This window comes from Bradyrhizobium sp. HKCCYLS1011 (assembly GCF_051167795.1).
In the GTDB taxonomy this organism is placed as follows: domain Bacteria; phylum Pseudomonadota; class Alphaproteobacteria; order Rhizobiales; family Xanthobacteraceae; genus Bradyrhizobium.
The window spans coordinates 13,374-30,215 of sequence record NZ_JBNPTT010000017.1 but is presented as its reverse complement, the minus strand read 5'-3'; the positions used below and the strand labels follow the sequence as shown (position 1 = coordinate 30,215).

Annotated in this window: 15 protein-coding genes; 4 read left to right on the top strand and 11 right to left on the bottom strand. The window is 62.6% G+C overall.

All coding sequences use genetic code 11. The features are described from left to right. Positions 1 to 32: 32 nt before the first annotated feature. The 10 genes from ACQR1W_RS38350 to ACQR1W_RS38305 form a co-directional block, all read right to left on the bottom strand. Positions 33 to 1,079 carry an ABC transporter substrate-binding protein gene (locus ACQR1W_RS38350; protein WP_434855625.1) on the bottom strand — a complete coding sequence of 349 codons (1,047 nt, stop codon included), beginning with the start codon at positions 1,077 to 1,079 and terminating at the stop codon, positions 33 to 35. Positions 1,080 to 1,397: 318 nt separating this feature from the next. Beyond that, complete coding sequence (locus ACQR1W_RS38345) at positions 1,398 to 2,852, bottom strand: 4-hydroxyphenylacetate 3-hydroxylase family protein (RefSeq protein ID WP_434855624.1); 1,455 nt, start codon at positions 2,850 to 2,852, stop codon at positions 1,398 to 1,400. Positions 2,853 to 3,000: 148 nt separating this feature from the next. Next, positions 3,001 to 3,930 carry a 2-hydroxyacid dehydrogenase gene (locus tag ACQR1W_RS38340; protein WP_434855623.1) on the bottom strand — a complete coding sequence of 310 codons (930 nt, stop codon included), beginning with the start codon at positions 3,928 to 3,930 and terminating at the stop codon, positions 3,001 to 3,003. Beyond that, positions 3,927 to 4,376: a type II 3-dehydroquinate dehydratase gene (locus ACQR1W_RS38335; RefSeq protein WP_434855622.1), complete on the bottom strand. Its 450-nt coding sequence runs from the start codon at positions 4,374 to 4,376 to the stop codon at positions 3,927 to 3,929. Before ACQR1W_RS38335 ends, ACQR1W_RS38340 begins: the two co-directional genes overlap by 4 nt. 202 nt (positions 4,377 to 4,578) lie before the next feature. Beyond that, the gene (locus ACQR1W_RS38330) at positions 4,579 to 5,574 is read right to left on the bottom strand and encodes a LysR family transcriptional regulator (RefSeq protein ID WP_434855621.1); all 996 of its coding nucleotides are present in this window, start codon (positions 5,572 to 5,574) and stop codon (positions 4,579 to 4,581) included. A gap of 94 nt (positions 5,575 to 5,668) precedes the next feature. Further along, positions 5,669 to 6,349, bottom strand: a complete 681-nt coding sequence (locus ACQR1W_RS38325) for a DUF1028 domain-containing protein (RefSeq protein WP_434855620.1) — start codon at positions 6,347 to 6,349, stop codon at positions 5,669 to 5,671. A gap of 6 nt (positions 6,350 to 6,355) precedes the next feature. Continuing rightward, positions 6,356 to 6,775 (bottom strand): RidA family protein, encoded by a 420-nt coding sequence (locus tag ACQR1W_RS38320; RefSeq protein WP_434855619.1) that lies wholly within the window; start codon positions 6,773 to 6,775, stop codon positions 6,356 to 6,358. 28 nt (positions 6,776 to 6,803) lie between these two features. After that, positions 6,804 to 7,343 (bottom strand): flavin reductase family protein, encoded by a 540-nt coding sequence (locus ACQR1W_RS38315; RefSeq protein WP_434855618.1) that lies wholly within the window; start codon positions 7,341 to 7,343, stop codon positions 6,804 to 6,806. A gap of 21 nt (positions 7,344 to 7,364) precedes the next feature. Continuing rightward, positions 7,365 to 8,879, bottom strand: a complete 1,515-nt coding sequence (locus ACQR1W_RS38310) for a 4-hydroxyphenylacetate 3-hydroxylase family protein (RefSeq protein ID WP_434855617.1) — start codon at positions 8,877 to 8,879, stop codon at positions 7,365 to 7,367. Positions 8,880 to 9,031: 152 nt separating this feature from the next. Further along, positions 9,032 to 9,778: a class II aldolase and adducin N-terminal domain-containing protein gene (locus tag ACQR1W_RS38305; RefSeq protein ID WP_434855616.1), complete on the bottom strand. Its 747-nt coding sequence runs from the start codon at positions 9,776 to 9,778 to the stop codon at positions 9,032 to 9,034. Between the two features lie 332 nt (positions 9,779 to 10,110). On the opposite strand from ACQR1W_RS38305, the gene ACQR1W_RS38300 reads away from it, so the two are divergent. From ACQR1W_RS38300 to ACQR1W_RS38285, 4 genes are read left to right on the top strand one after another with little or no spacing between them, the layout of a single operon-like run. After that, complete coding sequence (locus tag ACQR1W_RS38300) at positions 10,111 to 11,274, top strand: ABC transporter ATP-binding protein (protein ID WP_434855615.1); 1,164 nt, start codon at positions 10,111 to 10,113, stop codon at positions 11,272 to 11,274. 56 nt (positions 11,275 to 11,330) lie between these two features. Then, positions 11,331 to 12,410, top strand: a complete 1,080-nt coding sequence (locus ACQR1W_RS38295) for an ABC transporter substrate-binding protein (protein ID WP_434855614.1) — start codon at positions 11,331 to 11,333, stop codon at positions 12,408 to 12,410. A 44-nt stretch (positions 12,411 to 12,454) separates the two neighbouring features. Further along, complete coding sequence (locus ACQR1W_RS38290) at positions 12,455 to 13,816, top strand: LLM class flavin-dependent oxidoreductase (RefSeq protein ID WP_434855613.1); 1,362 nt, start codon at positions 12,455 to 12,457, stop codon at positions 13,814 to 13,816. A gap of 38 nt (positions 13,817 to 13,854) precedes the next feature. Then, on the top strand, positions 13,855 to 15,651 hold the full coding sequence (locus ACQR1W_RS38285; protein WP_434855612.1) for an ABC transporter permease subunit: 1,797 nt from the start codon (positions 13,855 to 13,857) through the stop codon (positions 15,649 to 15,651). A gap of 286 nt (positions 15,652 to 15,937) precedes the next feature. Here ACQR1W_RS38285 and ACQR1W_RS38280 read toward each other — a convergent pair whose 3' ends face one another. Further along, positions 15,938 to 16,828, bottom strand: a complete 891-nt coding sequence (locus ACQR1W_RS38280) for a polysaccharide deacetylase family protein (RefSeq protein WP_434855611.1) — start codon at positions 16,826 to 16,828, stop codon at positions 15,938 to 15,940. Between the last annotated feature and the right edge of the window lie 14 nt (positions 16,829 to 16,842).

Here is a 16,842-nt window from a genome sequence, read left to right as displayed (position 1 = left end):
GGCCCGGTCGTTTTCCGGGCCGCTGAGGGTTGTCACGGAGTCATGATGTTCTCGGCGAACCATTTTCGCCATTCGGCGGTCTTCTCGGCGCGCAGCTTGCTGTCGATGATCAGGGTCTGGCGCGCCCACTGATCCGGGGTCGTGAACACACCCGGGAGCGCAGCGACTTCCGGCGCGAGCTTGGCGTTATCGACCACGGGGCTGCCTTTCTTGAGATCGGCGATCTGCGCCTGCACCGCCGGATCGAGGGCGATGTTCAGGAACTTGTAGGCGAGCTCCGTCTTGGTGGTTCCCTTCATGATTCCCATCGTGTCGACGCCGAGCACTGCGCCCTCCTTGGGGATCACGAGCTTGATCGGCACACCCTGGTCGCGCATGTAATAGGCGTTCATCGACAGCACGACCTGCACTGGGGTCTCCCCCGTGGCGAACATCTGCTGGCTGTTGGCATCGTTGGTATAGAACGCCTTGTAGTTCGGCTTCAGCGCCTTGAGCTTGTCCTCGCCTGCCTCCCAATGCGCGGCATCGGCGCCGGAGAGTCTGGCGGCGACGGCGATGATGTGGCTCGGATCGAAATCCGGCGACGAGATCATGCCTTTCAACGCTGGGTTCCAAAGCCCTTCCCAACTGTCGAAGCTGACGCCTTTGGGCAAATGATCGGGCAGATACCCGATCGTGTAGACGTAGGCCCAGACACCGACGTGATAGGGGCTGATCTTGGCCTGTTCGACCAGATGCGTCGCGTTCGCCATTTTCGTGAGATCGAGCTTCTCGAACAGATTGTCATTGGCGTAGAGCCAACCGACATGAGCGGTCGTGAACGTGATGTCACTTTCCGGCTTGCCGGCAGCAAGCTTGGCCTGATTGAGCCGGTCCATGGTGCCACCAGTGACATACTCGACTTTAACGCCGGTCTCCGCCGTGAATTTCTTTGCGATCGACTCGTCGATCAAATCGCGAAAGCTGCCGCCCCAGGTGCTGACGACGAGTTTCTCTTCAGCCGCGGCCGCAGGCATCATTTCGCCGATGGCCAGCATCGACAACAGCACCATCATGGAGTGCTTCAGGACGTGCTTCATCTCGACCCCTCACAACAATTTCGACATCGTCTTCAAAGCAAGCAACATGCCATCGCGACGCATAAACAATTGAAAGCAAAGAAGAATTGCGCGACCAGGCGCACTGCTCCTCCCACAGGAGGACCAATGCGCGCGCTGCGGTCGCAGCGACTTTCGATCAGTCAGGACGTCGTCAGCTTGAGCAGAATTCCTGGGGTGCTAGCTCTCTCCACCGGATATTCGCGGCATCGACTTATCGGCCCATAACAGGATGACGAACGCGCCACGCGCACATGTGCCTGTTCGAGCAGCAATGTGGCGTCTGCTGCGGCACGCCGATCATGATGTCTTTCCGTCGATACGATCGGACAGGCCGGCCGACTTCTTCACGAAATCCAGCGGACCGGAGAAGTCGAAGCTGTTGTAGACGGCCGCGAGGTGATTGAAGTGCGGTGCCTGGGCGAACTGCACGAAGGTCAGGCGATGGCCGGCATAGTCCGAGTTCAGAAGGTCGCGCGCGAAGGCGAGCAGCTTGCGACGGTCATCTGCCTGCCAGTGATCGTTGAGGGAATAGAACTTGTTCATCCACTCCCCGCTTCCCTTGGCATCGAACGCATTCACATTGGGCGTGATACAGATTTGGCCGCCGCACAGCTCGCGCGCGACATGCATCATCGTCGGCAATTGCGAACAAGCGAAGACACGCCCCGCATAAAGCATCGACTGCTGTGGCATCAGCAGGCCGCCGGGGCTCTTCTCGGCCATCGCGATCGATGCGGTGAGATGCGCGTTGATGCCTTCGCGGTAGCAGACGAGATCGGCGAGCTTCTCGCGCACGGACTGCAGCTTGTCGAGGCCGGTCTGTCTCGCATTCCACATCGCCGCGCCGATCATCATATCGGCGACGTACAGCAGGCGCAGCACATAGGGGAATGCCGAATAGCGATGCAAGGTCGAGCGCACGAACTGCGCGGCACGGGTGTGACGATAGAAGAATACATCTTCCCATGGGATCAAGACGTCGTCGAACACGACCAGCGCCTCGACCTCGTCGAACCGGTTGGCGAGCGGATAATCCTGCGGATTGCCGCGGCCAGCGAAGCCGCTCCGGCAGATATGCTTGACACCGGGCGCGCCCATCCTGACGATGCAGCCTACCGCATAATCGGACAGCTTCTCGGTGGACCAGGCACCCACCGTCGGCTTCAGATAGGCTTGGTCGGCATAGGCTGCCGCCGTCTCGTATTTGGCGCCGCGAATGATGATGCCGGCGTCAGTTTCCCGCGTGACATGGACCATCATGTCCGGGTCCTGCTGCTGCGGCGGCAGGGAACGGTCTCCTTTAGGATCGGTGTTGGCCGAGACGTGAAAGACGTCCTTCTCGACGACGGCACGTATGTGACGGTCGATATTGGGCGCGAATCGCGGATCGATCTCGGCGAGCACGTCACGGCCGTCGGTCAGCGACCACATCTCGCCGATGGTCTCGTCGCCGACCCGGGTGACGACGCCCCGAATGTCCTTCATGAAATGGTCGAGAGCCTTGATCTTGTCGTACCAGTCCCTCTGCGCCTGCGGTGGCCGATAGAAGATCGAATGCCGCTGATTGCCCTCGACATAGCTCAGATCGCCGCTGTAGCGCTCTTCGTGCGCCATGTCGTACATGCGGGCCTTGATGTCGATGATCGGTTTCAGGGCCGGATGGGTGGTGACGTCCTTGACCCGCTCGCCGTCGATCCAGACTTCGCGACCGTCGCGAATGCCCTGCTTGTACTCGTCGCCCGTGCGGATCATCGATCGGCTCCTGTTCCATTGCCAAAAATGATGCCGGAGCAGACGGCATAAGGAAAATATTTTTATCTTGGGAGATGGATAGGAAAACGCGAGGAGGGCGGCAGTCCCGCGTCGTTGACGAGCCGCCGCGTCCTGGATCGTGGTGCGCTCAATAGCCCCGACGCGGATCGACCTGGCCCAGCAGCGGCTCACCGGCGCGAAGCCGGCGGATATTCTCGCCGATCTGCCGTGCGGCCGATCCGGGCAGCGCGACCGAGGCCAGATGCGGCGTGATCAGCACATTTTCCATGCGCCAGAGCGGGCTCTCCGGCGGCAACGGCTCGGTCGCGAACACGTCCAGCGTCGCCTCGGCAATGTGGCCGCTTCGCAGGGCCTCGACCAGTGCGGGTTCATCGACGATGCTGCCGCGCGAGACGTTGACAAAGGCCGCGCCGCGCTTCATCTGCGCGAGCCGACCGGCGGCCAGCAACCCGCGCGTCGCTGCGGTCTGCGGCAGCATGCAGACGAGGATGTCACTCTGCTTCAGCACCGCTTCGAGCGCATCCGGCCCGGCCGAGGTCTCGATGCCGTCAATGCTTTTTTGCGAACTCGACCAGCCGTGCACGCGGAAGCCCTGCCGCGCGCATTCCGTCGCCGCTGCCAGGCCGAGTTCGCCGAGGCCGAGCACGCCGACGCTGATCGTCTCCGGATCGCGCGGATGGATGTAATGCCAGAGGCCTTCACGCTGCGCACGCTCGAAGGCAGGAATGTCGCGAGCATGACGCAGCACCGCGAACAGCACATAGCCGGCCATCATCCGCGCCATTTTCGGATCCGACAGCCGGGTGATCGGTACGTCAGGCAGGTCGTCGCGCCCGACCAGCGCGTCAACGCCGGCGCCAAGATTGACCACGAGCCCGAGATTGGGAAAGCGCGCGAAGAAGCCATGCGGCGGCTTCCACACCAGCGCCTGCCGGACATCGCCGACATCCTCGATGTCATCAGCCTGACGCAGCGCGACACCTTCTGCCGCTAACGCCGTGCGCCACGCCTCGAAGCTGTCGAGCGCGCTGTAGAACACCATCAATTCCGGCCTCATTGAGCTGGCTGCTCCGCGATCAGCCGCGCGATCGCGGTCAGCGCCAGTTCATAGCCGAGTGCACCAAGGCCGGCGACAACGCCGGTCGCAGCGCGCGACACATAGGAATGGTGCCGAAACGGCTCACGCTTCCAGATGTTGCTCATATGCGCCTCGATGACGGGTCCCTCGAATGCAAGCAGCGCGTCGAGAATCGCGACCGATGTATAGGTGAGGCCGGCGGCATTGATGATGAGGCCCGCGGCCTTCTCCCTCGCCTCCTGGATCCAGTCGACCAGTACGCCCTCATGGTTCGACTGACGGAACTCAAGTCTCAGGTTCAATGACGCGGCGTAATCTTCACAGCGCTGCCTGATCGAGGCGAAGCTTTCGCGGCCGTAGGTGCCGCTGCGGTCCAGCCCGTAGAGATTGGCATTCGGACCATTGAGGAAATAGACGATCGTCATGGATGCGTTCACCTCCGGCAGATGCGCCCGGCATCTCTCGACCGCTCGACATACCGGCCGATATGCAGGACGCATGCCGGCCGAGCGCGTGCAAACGAGCGCTCAGACCGTAGTGGACGGCGCAGGAGTTGCGAAATCGAAAAATGCGATGAGCATCCGCGGATTTCGATATGCGCCGCGCGACTAATAGCGCGCCGACAGTTCAGCCCGGGGCGCTCTCGTCCGGTCGGCTCTCGTCGCCCTCCACCAGCCCCCGGAAGGTGCGGCGCTCCATTACGGGCGCCACCATGCCCGGGATATACGCGTCCGAGACGAAACGTCGGCAATGCTGTTCGAACATGTCGACCAACCGGGATTTGCGGCCTTGCGCCAGCGTCAGCACGCCCATCACCATCGGCCTGTGATCGCCGGACAGCCGCACCCGAACGACGCGCCGTCCGTCTAGCGCGACCTCGCAGCGCGGCCGGACATTCGCTAGCGTGTAGCCATAGCCGTTGGCAACCATGGTCCGGATCACGTCCTGATGCGTGGAGCGCGAAACGATATTTGGTTCCAGGCCTTCCTTGATGAACATGCTGAGGAAATATTCACGGCTGATCGGCAGGTCCAACAGGATCAGCGGCTCGCGCGCCAGCTCCTGCAGGCTGACCGCGGAATGTCGCGCCAGCGGGCCGGCCTCGCTGACTACGACATGCGGCGGCAAGCTGGCCAACGGCAGAAACTCGAACTCGTCCGGGATCAGGAGATCATAGGTGATGGCGACGTCGAGCTCGGCGCGCAGCAGGCGCTCGAGCAATTGCTCATGGTCGGCAACCGTCTGGATGATGCGCGATTCCGGATAGGTCGAGGTGAATGAATGCGACAGTTCCGGCATCACCATCGGCGCCAGCGTCACCAGACTGCCGAGTGACAGTTGGCCGCGGACCCGCTCTCCCACCTCGGAGGCGACGGAATAGACATTCTCGGCCTGCTCGATCAGCCGCTTCGCTTCCACCAGCAGGACCCGTCCGGCCGATGTCAGCGACAGCCCTTGCGCGTGTCGGCGCACGAACAGCTGGGTTCCAAGCTCTTCCTCCAGATGGGCGATCGCGGTCGAGATCGACGGCTGCGAGATGTTGACCCGCTCCGACGCAAGGGTGATGCTTCCCGTCTCCGCTGTGGCGATGAAATATTCGATCTGGCGTAGCGTATATCGCATCTGCTCCTGCTCGCACCTTGCGTCGGACCGCGACGGTCATGCCGCGCGCCGCATCATAGCAGGATCAGGCTGATGGCAACGCGAGATCCGCCGGTCAGATCCGGTCATCGCCCGCGACGCCGAAGCCCGGTGCCCGGGCCGGATCTCTCGCCCGATCAACATAGGCTTCCAATTGCGGCTCGTAGACCGCCCAGAGCTCGCGCAGCGCCGCGATCGGCCGATCGCTCCAATCGACCCGAAGGTCCACGATCGGCCAGGATACGTCACGCACCACGCAGATGCCCGCCGAATGCACCGGCCCCGCCTCGCCGCCCTGCTCCAGCCCGGCCGCAAGGGCCGACAACAATCGCTCGGCAAACGGCTTGCCGGCGCCGGCCGCATAAGCCTGGATCATCGCGGCCGGAACACCCGTGTTGGCAAGCATATTTCCCGCGGCGATCGCGCCTTCACCCTCATGCGTTGCGTGAATGCCGAGCGTGTTGCTGCCGGAATACGCGGTCATCCGTCCGCGCGCATCCAACACCACGAGCTGTCGGTAGGCGATGAAGGGCGTCGAGGCGACCAGCGCGTCGCGGACCTCGGTCGCGCTCAAGCCGCGCGCCAGGAGATCGAGACCGATCTGCCCCAACACTGGATCAGTGATGTTCTGACTCGCCACCGCCCCGACCCTGGCCCGCAGATGGACGCAGCGCGCCGCGACGGCCGGAGACGAGGACGAGATCACCATGCCGAACATCCCGGTGTCCGGACACTTGGCCGTCAGGGAAAAAGTCATGCCGCCTCACCTGCCATCGGGGATGACCGCAGTCACGTCGACCTCGACCAGCCATTCCGGCCGCGCGAGCGCCGAGACAACGATGCCGGTCGAGACAGGGAACACGCCTTTGAGATGCTCACCGATCTTGCGATAGACCGCCTCGCGGTAACGCGGGTCGGTGATGTAAATGGTGATCTTGCAGATATCGCCGAGTTCTGCACCGGCCTCTTTCAGCAACGTGCGGATATTCTGCATCGCCTGCTCAGTCTGGCCGACGGGATCGCCGATCGCGACATTCTCTGCGGTGTCGAGCTTCTGGCCGATCTGGCCGCGCACGAACACCATGCTGCCCTTGGCAACCACGACCTGGCACAGATCATTATCGAGCTTCTGCTCGGGATAGGTGTCCCTGGTGTTGAATTTGCGAATGCGGGTATGGGTCATCGACGGGTCCTGATATCGTAAAAGATGCTCATTTGGGCGGCACGGCGATGGGATGGGCCCGGCCATAGGCCCGATCGGCATAGATCAAGGCCTGCCCCGACCCCATTGTGACTGCGCCGACCTCGCCGATGAAGATGTGATGGGTGCCGATGCGTTCGGACGACAGCACCCGGCAGTCGAAAGCGACCACGGCATCCGTCAGACGCGGCGCGCCGGTGTGCCCCTCGTCCCAGGCGCAATAGGCGAACTTGTCGCCGTCGCCGAATTTGCTGCGGCCGCCGAAATGGTCCGCCAGGTCGGATCGATCGTGGCGCAGGATGTTGATGCAGAACACGCCGTTCTCGACGATCGCCGCCGCCGTCTTGCTCTGGTGATGGATGCAGACCAGGACGGTCGGACTGGTGCCGTCGGCGGACACCGACGACATCGCCGAGACGGTGACGCCGGCGCGTCCTGCCCGCCCATTCGTCGTCACCACGTTGACGCAGAATGCGGCCCGGCTCATGCCTTCGAGAAATTGTCCCCGGATATCCGGCGCGGCTGCCGTTGGCATGGTGATAGCTGACACGCCAGGTCCCTCCCTTGCCCGCTATTCAGCGGCGTCCCGGATTTGTCCGAACCATTGGCTGACCGCGCGGTCGCCGGTCCGGCCTACCTTCTCTTTCAAGACCTTGTCCGACAGCCCCGCCGACTTGCGGACGAAATCCAGCGGACCATCCCAATCGAAATTGCGATAGACGGCAGCGAGATGGGCAAAAGGAGCGGATTGCGCGAACAGCTGGAAGGTCAGCCGGTGACCGCCATAATCCGAATTCAGGAGATCGCGCGCGAAGGCGAGCAGCCGCCGCCGATCATCGGCCACCCAATTCTCGTTGACAGTGTAGAACTTCTCGAGCCAAGGGCCCGTCTCTGCATCCTCGAAGGCCGCCTTGTCGGGTGTCACGCAAATCTGCCCGCCGCACAATTCGCGAGCGGTGTGCATCATCTCGTGAAGCTGCGAGCATGCCAGCACCCGTCCGGTATAGAGCAACGACTGGTTGGGCATCATCAGGCCGCCGGGACTCCGCTCGGGCAGCGCGATCGACGCTGTCAGATGCGCGTTGACGCCCTCGCGGTAGATCGCCAGCTTCGAAAGCTTGTCCTGTACCGCCTGCCGGCTTTCCAATCCCGTTTGCCGGACATTGAACAGCGCCGCACCGATCAGCATATCCGCGAGCTTCAGGTTGCGCTGCACGAATGCGAATGCCGAATAGCGGTGCAGAGTTGCGCGGATATAGGCGGCCGCCCTGGTATGCCGATAGAACAGCACGTTCTCCCAGGGGATCAGCACATCATCGAACACGACCAGCGTGTCGACCTCGTCGAACCGGTTCGACAGCGGATAATCGTCGGCCGACGCCCGGCCGGCGAAGCCGGTCCGGCAGATGAATTTGAGGTTTGGCGAATGCAGATCGCAGATGAAGCCGACCGCGTAGTCGGAATAGGCGTCGTCGCCCCAATTGGCGATGGTCGGTTTGGTGAAGGCCTGGTTGGCGTAGGCCGCCGCCGTCTCGTATTTGGCGCCGCGCACCACGATGCCGGCGTCGGTTTCCCGGACCACGTGCAGCAGCATGTCGGGATCCTGGTCCTGGGGTGGCTTAGAACGATCGCCCTTGGGATCCGTATTTGCCGACACATGGAACGGATCCGAATGCAGTACCTTCAGGATATGGCTGCGGATGTTCTTGGAGAATTGCGGATCGACCTCGTTGAGCACGTCCTGCCCATCGAACAGCGACCACATCTCACCGACCGTCTCGTCCCCGACGCGCGTGATGATACCACCGGCGTCCTCCAGGACCGTATCGGTGGCGCGGCGCTTGTCCCACCAGTCCTGCTGGTTGAAAGGAAGCTTGTTGTTGATCGCGTGGACCTCGCCATCCTCACGATATGTCATCAGGTGCCGCGTCGCCGGATCATGCTGCAGGTCGTAGATCCGGGCCCGAAGGTCGACCAGCGGCTTGAACGCGGCATGAACGGTGACGTCCTTGATCCTCTCACCATTCATGTAGACGGCGCGACTGTCGCGAATGGAGGCCTTATATTCTTCTCCGGTCCGTATCATGTTCGCTCCTGACTCGCCTGCCGACGGCGATGGGCCAGATCGCTTATCCCGCATCGAGCCGCAAAGAAAATAGAACTTTCCGGCGCCCTGCTTAGCGACAGCCGAAGCGTGACAGCGGCCACCCAAAGTCGGAGACGGCGCCGCGGCCAGGATCATTGCGCATAGGATGGATCCTCGGCGTCCAGACAGCGCTTCATCTCCTCGAAATGCGCGATCGAGAAATCCGTAATCTGCTCCCAGTCCTGGGCCGTGTGTTCGGCAATCGCGTCAGGCAGGACCTTGAGCGGCTGTCCGGTCGCGTACGCCTGCACCAGGATTTGGCAGGCGCGCTCCAGCGTATAGATGTCGTCGAACGCCTCTCCGACCGTGTTGGCGATCACCAGTACGCCATGATTGCCCATCATCAGCCGCGACTTGTCGCCGAGCAGCCCGGCCAGGCGCGCGCCTTCCTGTTCGCTGTCGGCCATGCCGGCATAGCTGTCGTCGATGGCCAGTCGGTTGAAATAGCGCGCGGTGTTCTGGTCGATCGGTTTGATCTGGGGATCTGCAAGGGCGGCGATCGTGGTGGCGAAGGGCGGATGGAGGTGCATCACGACCCGCGCCTGCGGTAGCTGCCGGTGCATCTGGCCGTGAATGGACCACGCGGTCGGATCGACATCGGCGCGATCCTTGATGCAGTCGCCCTCATCGAGATCAAACAGAACGAGATCGCTGGCCTTGATGCGGGAGAAGTGACGCCATTTCGGATTCATCAGGAAGCGCCGCCCGTCGGCAGAGACCGCAGCGCTGAAATGATTGGCGACGGCTTCGTGAATGCCGAGCTTGGCAATGATGCGGAACGCAGCCGCAAGATCAATGCGAAGCTGCTGCTCGTCCAACGACGCGGCGGAATTCATCATCTATCGCCCTCTAGATGCGGGGTCACGTGGGCGAGATTTATGGAATCCACGTCACGGGTAAAATAAGAAATTTATCGCCGCTGATTACTTCCAAGCTATGACGCGAGGAATCGCCGCTGGCGCAGGCGCAAAGATCAATCTCTGATCATCGGTCGCCCAATAATTCCTCACCGCGATCGATTAGGCCTCGTCTAAGCAAAGGACCCGGTTTTCGTAATTTACACTGCGCGGCGTCGGAAGGCTTACTTTGTCGACGTTGACTGACAGGATCTGTGATGGATGCGATCCGCGTATCCCCGCCCCTTCGAGGCCGCCACAGTGAGGTGTTTCGGATGTTGTGGCGATCGGCACGCTTCGAGAACGACGGAAGCATAGGCTCCCCTGCCTCGAACCGCAGTTCCATCCCGACATCCGGCGGTCAGCCCGAGCCCCAGGTCAAGCTCCACGTCCGTGGTGTCTCGAAAGCCTATGGCGCCGCCATGGTGCTCAAGCCGATCGAACTGAAAGTCGTTGCCGGCGAATTGCTCGCAATCCTCGGGCCATCAGGCTCCGGCAAGACAACGCTGCTTCAGCTCATCTGCGGCCTGGTCGAGCCGTCGGGCGGCCAGCTGATCATCGATGGCCGCGACGAGACCAGCAATCCCGCCAACAAGCGCGACATCGGCGTGGTATTCCAGAACTATGCGTTGTTTCCACATCTCACGGTCAAGGAGAACATCGCGTTCCCGCTGCAAATGCGCCGCACGCCGGCAGCCGAGATCAGCATCAAGACCGAGGCCGCGCTCGCTATGGTGGGTTTGTCAGGCTTCGCCAACCGCTTTCCCCGAGACCTGTCCGGCGGACAGCAGCAGCGGGTCGCGCTGGCGCGCTGCTTCGTCTACCGGCCGTCGCTGATCCTGATGGACGAGCCGCTGTCGGCGCTCGACAAGAAGCTCAGGGACAGCATGCGCATCGAGATCAAGCGGCTGCATCGGGAGACTGGCGCCACCATCATCTTCGTGACACATGACCAGGAGGAAGCGCTGGCGCTGGCCGATCGCATCTGCCTGATGAATGACGGCGAGATCGAGCAACTCGGCAAGCCTGACGATATCTACGAGCGGCCAGCCAACATCTTCGTCGCCGATTTCATCGGCACCTCCAATTTGATCCACGGCGTCATTACGGCGCAGGGATGCCTCGATACAGCCGATGGGAACCTGCCTTTGCCCGATGATTGTGAGGCGCAAGCCGGCCAGTCGGCTGCGCTGGTGGTCCGCCCCGAAAAGCTCATGCTTTGCAACAGGGACGATGCGTTGCTCGCCGGCTGCGTCGAGGAGAGCATCTATGCAGGGTCGGAGACGCGGCTGCTCGTCCGGCTCGGCAGCGACACAGTGATGACGGTACGTCGCGGTGCGGGGCTGCCGGCGGTCGCGATCGGTGAGGATGTCTTCATTCGGTGGGACCGTAATCACGCCCGTACCCTCGGCAGCAATTCATCAGCTTCGGCAACATGACGCCGCACCGACTCATCCCGTCCTTCGACACCGAGCAGTGCATCACGGAGAATGAAATGTCTGCCAGCACGCCCATCACGCGACGCAAGCTTCTGAAGGCCGCCGGCGCAACTGCCGCGGGCGCCGCGTTCCCATCGGTTTGGACCGGACGGGCAAACGCAGCCGAACAGATCACCGTCGCCGATGTCGGCGGCGCGCCAGGCGCGGCGTTGCGGACCGCCTTCTACGATCCGTTCGAAAAAGCCACCGGCATACGCGTCGAAGGCGTCGCCCACGAATCTGATCCGGTCACGCAATTCAAGGTCATTGTCGACACCGGCAGCAAGCTCTGGGACGTCTGCATGGTGACTCCAGACGACGTGCTCCGCCTGACCCAGGACAAGAATTATCTCGAACCGCTCGATATGACCAAGGGCCCTGACGATGAGCTGATTCCGGGCGCACTGATGCCGAACTGGTTTGGCTTCTCGGCCTATGGCATCGTCATGGCCTACCGCACCGACGTCTATAAGAAGGAGCAGCCTGCCGGCTGGTCCGACTTCTGGAACACGACCAAGTTTCCGGGCCGCCGCGGCCTGTACCGCAACCCCAAGGGCGTGCTGGAATCGGCGCTGCTCGCCGACGGCGTGGCGCCAAAGGACCTCTATCCGCTCGACATCGACCGCGCCTTCAAGATGCTGGACAAGATCCGCTCCGAGGTCGCGGTGTGGTGGACCGCCGGCGCGCAGAACACCCAGATCCTGCAAAGCGGCGAAGTCGACATGGCCGACACCTGGTCGGCGCGCGCCTTCGCCGCCATCGATGCCGGTGCGCCCGTCAACATCGTCTGGAAAGGTCTCTACTCGATCGACGGCTGGTCGATTCCGCGGGGCACGCCAAAGCTGAAACAGGCGCGCGAGTTCGTGAAGTTCTGCATGCAGCCCGAGCGCCAGGCCGCCTATTCGAGCATCGTCGCCAACGGCCCAAGCAATCTCAAGGCCTACAAGTTCATCACGCCGGAGCGCGCCAAAGTGCTTCCGACGTTGCCGGAGAACCTCGCCGGCCTCACCGTGCGGGACTATGCCTATTGGGGCAAGAACTACGCGGCCGTGTCCGAGCGCTTCCAGGAATGGCTGCTGATGGGCGGCAAGAACTGACGCACCGCGAGGCGATCACACGAACGAGGCTGTGAAGGACGATCATGAGCAAGAAGAAGCAGATGGCGATCGGCGCGCTGGTCCACGCCAACGGATCACATGCAGCGTCCTGGCTGATGGACGAAGCCCGGCCGCACGCCTCGACCGATATCGACTACTACCGCGAGATGGCGCAACTGGCCGAGCGCGGCAAGTTCGACTTCTTCTTCATTGCCGACACGCCTGCAGCGCGGACCGAAAACCTCAAGGTCTGGAGTCGGTCGCCGCTGTTCATGAACGTACTGGAGCCGATCACGCTGCTGTGTGCCGTGGCCGGCGCGACAACGCGCATCGGCCTCGGTGCGACCGCCTCCACCAGCTTCTACGAGCCCTACAACATCGCCCGGCTGTTCTCGTCTCTCGATCATATCTCGCACGGCCGCGCCGCCTGGAACGTGGTCACCTCCGCGAACGACTACGCGGCGCGCAATTTCGGCCTCGATCGGCTGCCACCGCATGCCGATCGCTACACCAAGGCCAAGGAGTTCCTTGAGGTCGTGGAAGCGTTGTGGGACAGCTGGGAAGACGGCGCCTTCGTCTATGACAAGGCGACCTGCCAGAGCTTCCTCCCGGAGAAGCAGCATCTGGTCGATCACAAGGGCAAGTATTTCACGGTCCATGGCGCCCTCAACATCGAGCGATCGCCGCAGGGGCGACCGGTCATCATCCAGGCCGGTGCGTCCGATACGGGCAGGGATTTCGCTGCCGAACATGCCGAGGTCGTCTTCGGATCAAGCGGGAATCTTGATGGTGCCAAGGGCTTCTATGCCGACCTCAAGGGGCGGATGGCCAAGTTCGGCCGGCGGCCGGAGGATCTGAAAATCTGTTCGGGCATCTCGGTGGTGATCGGCGAGAGCGAGCAGGAAGCGCGCGACAAGCTTGAAAGCTGGCAGGATCTGATCCACCCCGATGTCGGCGTGATGCGGCTCGGCCAGGATCTCGAAACCGATCTGTCCGACCTGCCCCTGGACGAGCCCGTGCCGGAGCACTGCATCCCGAAGACGTCCAACCATCACCAGGCCTATTTCAATGAGATCGCCGGCATGATCCGCCAGGGCCTGACCTTGCGCGATATCGCCAAACGCTACAATCGGAGCAAGGCCAATTTCTGCGGTACCGTGCAACAGATCGCCGACGACATGGAGCACTGGTTGGAAGTCGGCGCCTGCGACGGCTTCATGATCTCGTTCGTGGCGCTGCCGAGTACGATGACCGATTTCGTCGAGAAGGTGGTACCCGAGTTGCAGCGCCGCGGCCTGTTCCGCCATGACTACGAAGGGCGAACCCTGCGCGAGCACCTTGGGCTGGCGCGGCCGGAGAACCGCAACGTCGCCGCGGCCGCGCAAGGGCTAGCCAAACGCGCCTGACAATTCCCAACCGACGGACTGAACAAAGGCGCTGACCGATGGCCGAGCTCGCTTCGCCCGGAATCTCCGACCTGCCTGAGCGTCGCAAGCTGAGACTCGATCCGTTGTGGCTGGCTTTGCCCGCCCTTGCGTTCCTGGTGCTCATCCTCGTGCTACCGACCGCGCAGATCCTGTCATTGAGCTTCATCGACAGGATATCCGGCGCGCTGACGTTCTCGGCCTATATGCGGATCGCGAATGGCGGCCCCTATCTCGCCGTGCTCTCGACGACGTTTTCGGTCGCGCTCTGCACCACTCTCTTGTGCGTTGGGCTCGGCTATCCCCTAGCCTACTGGCTGTCGAAAAAGCCGCCGCGGCAACAACGCATCGCCGCGTTGTTCGTGCTGTTGCCGTTCTGGACCAGCGCGCTGATCAAGAATTTCTCCTGGCTCGTCCTACTCGGCCGCAACGGCATCATCGCCAAGACCATGGCCGCCGTCGGCATGAAGGGCGGCGACCAGCTTCTGTTCAGCCGGACGACGGTCATCTTCGCCATGGTGCATACGCTGCTGCCGCTCGCTGTGGTGACCATGCTGCCGGTGATGAACCAGATCGACCGGCGTCTGCTGTTGGCCGCATCGACCCTCGGAGCCAACAGCGCCCGCGCTTTCTGGCAGGTCTTCTTCCAGCTCTCGATGCGCGGCGTTGCTGCCGCCGGCCTGCTGGTTCTGGTCTCTTCGCTTGGCTTCTTCATCACGCCGGCGCTGGTCGGCGGTGCCAGGGACACGATGATCGGACAGCTGATCATCCTGCAGATCAACGAGCTGCAGAACTGGCAGCTCGGAAGCGCGCTCGCGACTATTCTGCTGGTGTCCACAGTCGCGACCTGCTTCGCGTATGATCGGATCTTCGGCCTGTCGACCGCGACCACGGGCGGCGAACGCCCGGTGCGGCCGGACGGCCTTGTGCGGCGCGCGGGCCTTGTCTTCGTCAACTTCGCCGGCTTGGTTTGTGGCGCGATCGAAGGGCTCTGGAAACGCAATATCCGCGGCCTGCCCGGCGGGGCGCTGTTGTCAGTCTATGCGGGGGTCATGATCGCCCTCTTGCTCGTGCCCATCATCGCCTTCATTCCGATGGCGTTTACGGGATCCACTTTCCTGTCGTTCCCGCCGCCGAGCTGGAGCATCCGCTGGTTCGCGCAATTCTTGGCATCGCCATTGTGGCTCGCGGCGACGGTGCGTTCGTTCTCGATTGGCTTTGCGACCGCCGCAATCACGCTTGTGATCGCATCGCTGGCCGCACTCGGCAGCGTCAGGACACGCACGCGGCTGGGCAGCGCCGTCTTCCTGCTGTGCCTGTCGCCGATGATGATCCCTTCGATCGTGATCGCGATCGCGCTGTTCTATTTGTTTGCCCGCGTCTCATTGGTGGCAAGCGACATGGGCATCATCATCGGCCACACAGTCATTGCCATCCCCGTCGTGTTCATGGTGATGCTGGCAACCTTCAAGGGCTATGACTGGAAGCTCGACGCCGCGGCATCAACGCTTGGCGCAGACCGGCTGCGCATCTTTTGGCGCGTCACCTTGCCGCTGGTCAGCGGCGGACTCGCGGTGGGGTTCGTGACCGGCTTCCTGCAATCCTTCGAGGAATTGACGGTGGTGCTGTTTGTCGGCGGCGGTATCAAGACCACCCTACCCAAGCAGATGTGGGACGGCATCCTGCTGCAGGTCAGCCCCGTCATCGCCGCGGCCTCGGTCGTTGTCCTGCTGGTGGTGATGACCATGTTTGCGATCATCGAAATCGTGCAGGCGCGACGGTCACGCTCATACGAGTCCGCGAACGCCAGTGCCTGACTGCAAATGGGATATCCGGTCCGAAGGAAATCGTCGAGCCTGCAAGGCGGAGCTGACCTCCCGACGCGCCGGCGGCACGGTCGCGGTCGGGATGGCGCTGCGGTACAGCGCGAAGTTCGGCAAGCTGGGCCTTTCCGACGTCGCTGCCGGTTGCTGGCGGACAAGATCCCGGGCGCGTCCTCTCGTGAATTGCCGGGATGCGGGCACTGCCCGCCGCTGGAGCAGCCGGAAGCTTTCATTCGGTCGATAAGATTTCCTGTCGTGACACGCCCGCGGCGGCGCCGTCCTATCCCGGCACCTGCGAGCGGTACCAATCGAGGATCTCGGCCCCGGTCCACATCACGACACCGTCGTGGCCGAGAATGTAGTCGTAGAGCATCTCGAGATATTTGATACGGTGCGGCACACCCGTCAGATAAGGGTGGATGGAAATGGCCATGACGCGCGGCGCCTTGGCGCCATCGAGATAGAGCCGGTCGAATTGATCCCGGCCGCGACGCAGGATCTCGTCCGACGGCTGCTGCTGTACCGCGCTGATGACGACGTCATTGATCTCGACCGTGTAGGGAACAGAGATGATGTCGCCGTGGCGCGTCTTCAGCGCGATCGGCTGCTCGTCCAGCACCCAATCGGCGACATATTCGATGCCGGCTTCAGCCAGCAGGTCCAGCGTCTCGTCGGTCTCGGTGAGGCCCGGGCTTTCCCAGCCGCGGGGCGGCCTCCCGGTGAATTTCGTGACCGCCGCGATCGTGTCGGCGATCGCTGCTTTCTGATCCTCGACCTTGTGCATCGGCCTCTGCACGAAGCCGTGGCCCATGAAATCCCATCCCGCGTCGCGCGCCGCCTCGCATGCTTCGCGATAAAGCTCGCAGACGGAGCCGTTCAGCGCGAACGTGGCCTTCAGATTCCGGCCGCCCAGCGCCTCCAGGAAGCGCCAGAAGCCGACGCGCATCCCATATTCGTGCCAGGCCCAGTTGGGAACGTCAGGGAGCAGCGGCTGTCCCATCGGCGGCGGCAGCACTGCGCGGGGCATCGCACCGTTCGGACTCCAGTTCTCGACATTGACGATGGTCCACACCGCCACCCGCGCATCGTTGGGCAGCTTGAGCGCCGGCCTGCGATGGATCGGGACATAAGGCAGCCGGTTGCGGAGACTGTTGCCGACGGGCTCGGACATCTCTTCCTCTCTTT

Bases quoted from the DNA above. Each gene is read 5' to 3' on its own strand.
- ACQR1W_RS38310 (WP_434855617.1), bottom strand. From the start codon at position 8,879: ATGATACGGACCGGAGAAGAATATAAGGCCTCCATTCGCGACAGTCGC.
- ACQR1W_RS38345 (WP_434855624.1), bottom strand. From the start codon at position 2,852: ATGATCCGCACGGGCGACGAGTACAAGCAGGGCATTCGCGACGGTCGC.
- ACQR1W_RS38335 (WP_434855622.1), bottom strand. From the start codon at position 4,376: ATGACGATCGTCTATTTCCTCAATGGTCCGAATGCCAATCTCTACGGG.
- ACQR1W_RS38300 (WP_434855615.1), top strand. From the start codon at position 10,111: ATGTTGTGGCGATCGGCACGCTTCGAGAACGACGGAAGCATAGGCTCC.
- ACQR1W_RS38325 (WP_434855620.1), bottom strand. From the start codon at position 6,349: ATGACTTTTTCCCTGACGGCCAAGTGTCCGGACACCGGGATGTTCGGC.
- ACQR1W_RS38330 (WP_434855621.1), bottom strand. From the start codon at position 5,574: ATGCGATATACGCTACGCCAGATCGAATATTTCATCGCCACAGCGGAG.
- ACQR1W_RS38305 (WP_434855616.1), bottom strand. From the start codon at position 9,778: ATGATGAATTCCGCCGCGTCGTTGGACGAGCAGCAGCTTCGCATTGAT.
- ACQR1W_RS38290 (WP_434855613.1), top strand. From the start codon at position 12,455: ATGAGCAAGAAGAAGCAGATGGCGATCGGCGCGCTGGTCCACGCCAAC.
- ACQR1W_RS38340 (WP_434855623.1), bottom strand. From the start codon at position 3,930: ATGAGGCCGGAATTGATGGTGTTCTACAGCGCGCTCGACAGCTTCGAG.
- ACQR1W_RS38320 (WP_434855619.1), bottom strand. From the start codon at position 6,775: ATGACCCATACCCGCATTCGCAAATTCAACACCAGGGACACCTATCCC.
- ACQR1W_RS38350 (WP_434855625.1), bottom strand. From the start codon at position 1,079: ATGAAGCACGTCCTGAAGCACTCCATGATGGTGCTGTTGTCGATGCTG.
- ACQR1W_RS38280 (WP_434855611.1), bottom strand. From the start codon at position 16,828: ATGTCCGAGCCCGTCGGCAACAGTCTCCGCAACCGGCTGCCTTATGTC.
- ACQR1W_RS38285 (WP_434855612.1), top strand. From the start codon at position 13,855: ATGGCCGAGCTCGCTTCGCCCGGAATCTCCGACCTGCCTGAGCGTCGC.
- ACQR1W_RS38295 (WP_434855614.1), top strand. From the start codon at position 11,331: ATGTCTGCCAGCACGCCCATCACGCGACGCAAGCTTCTGAAGGCCGCC.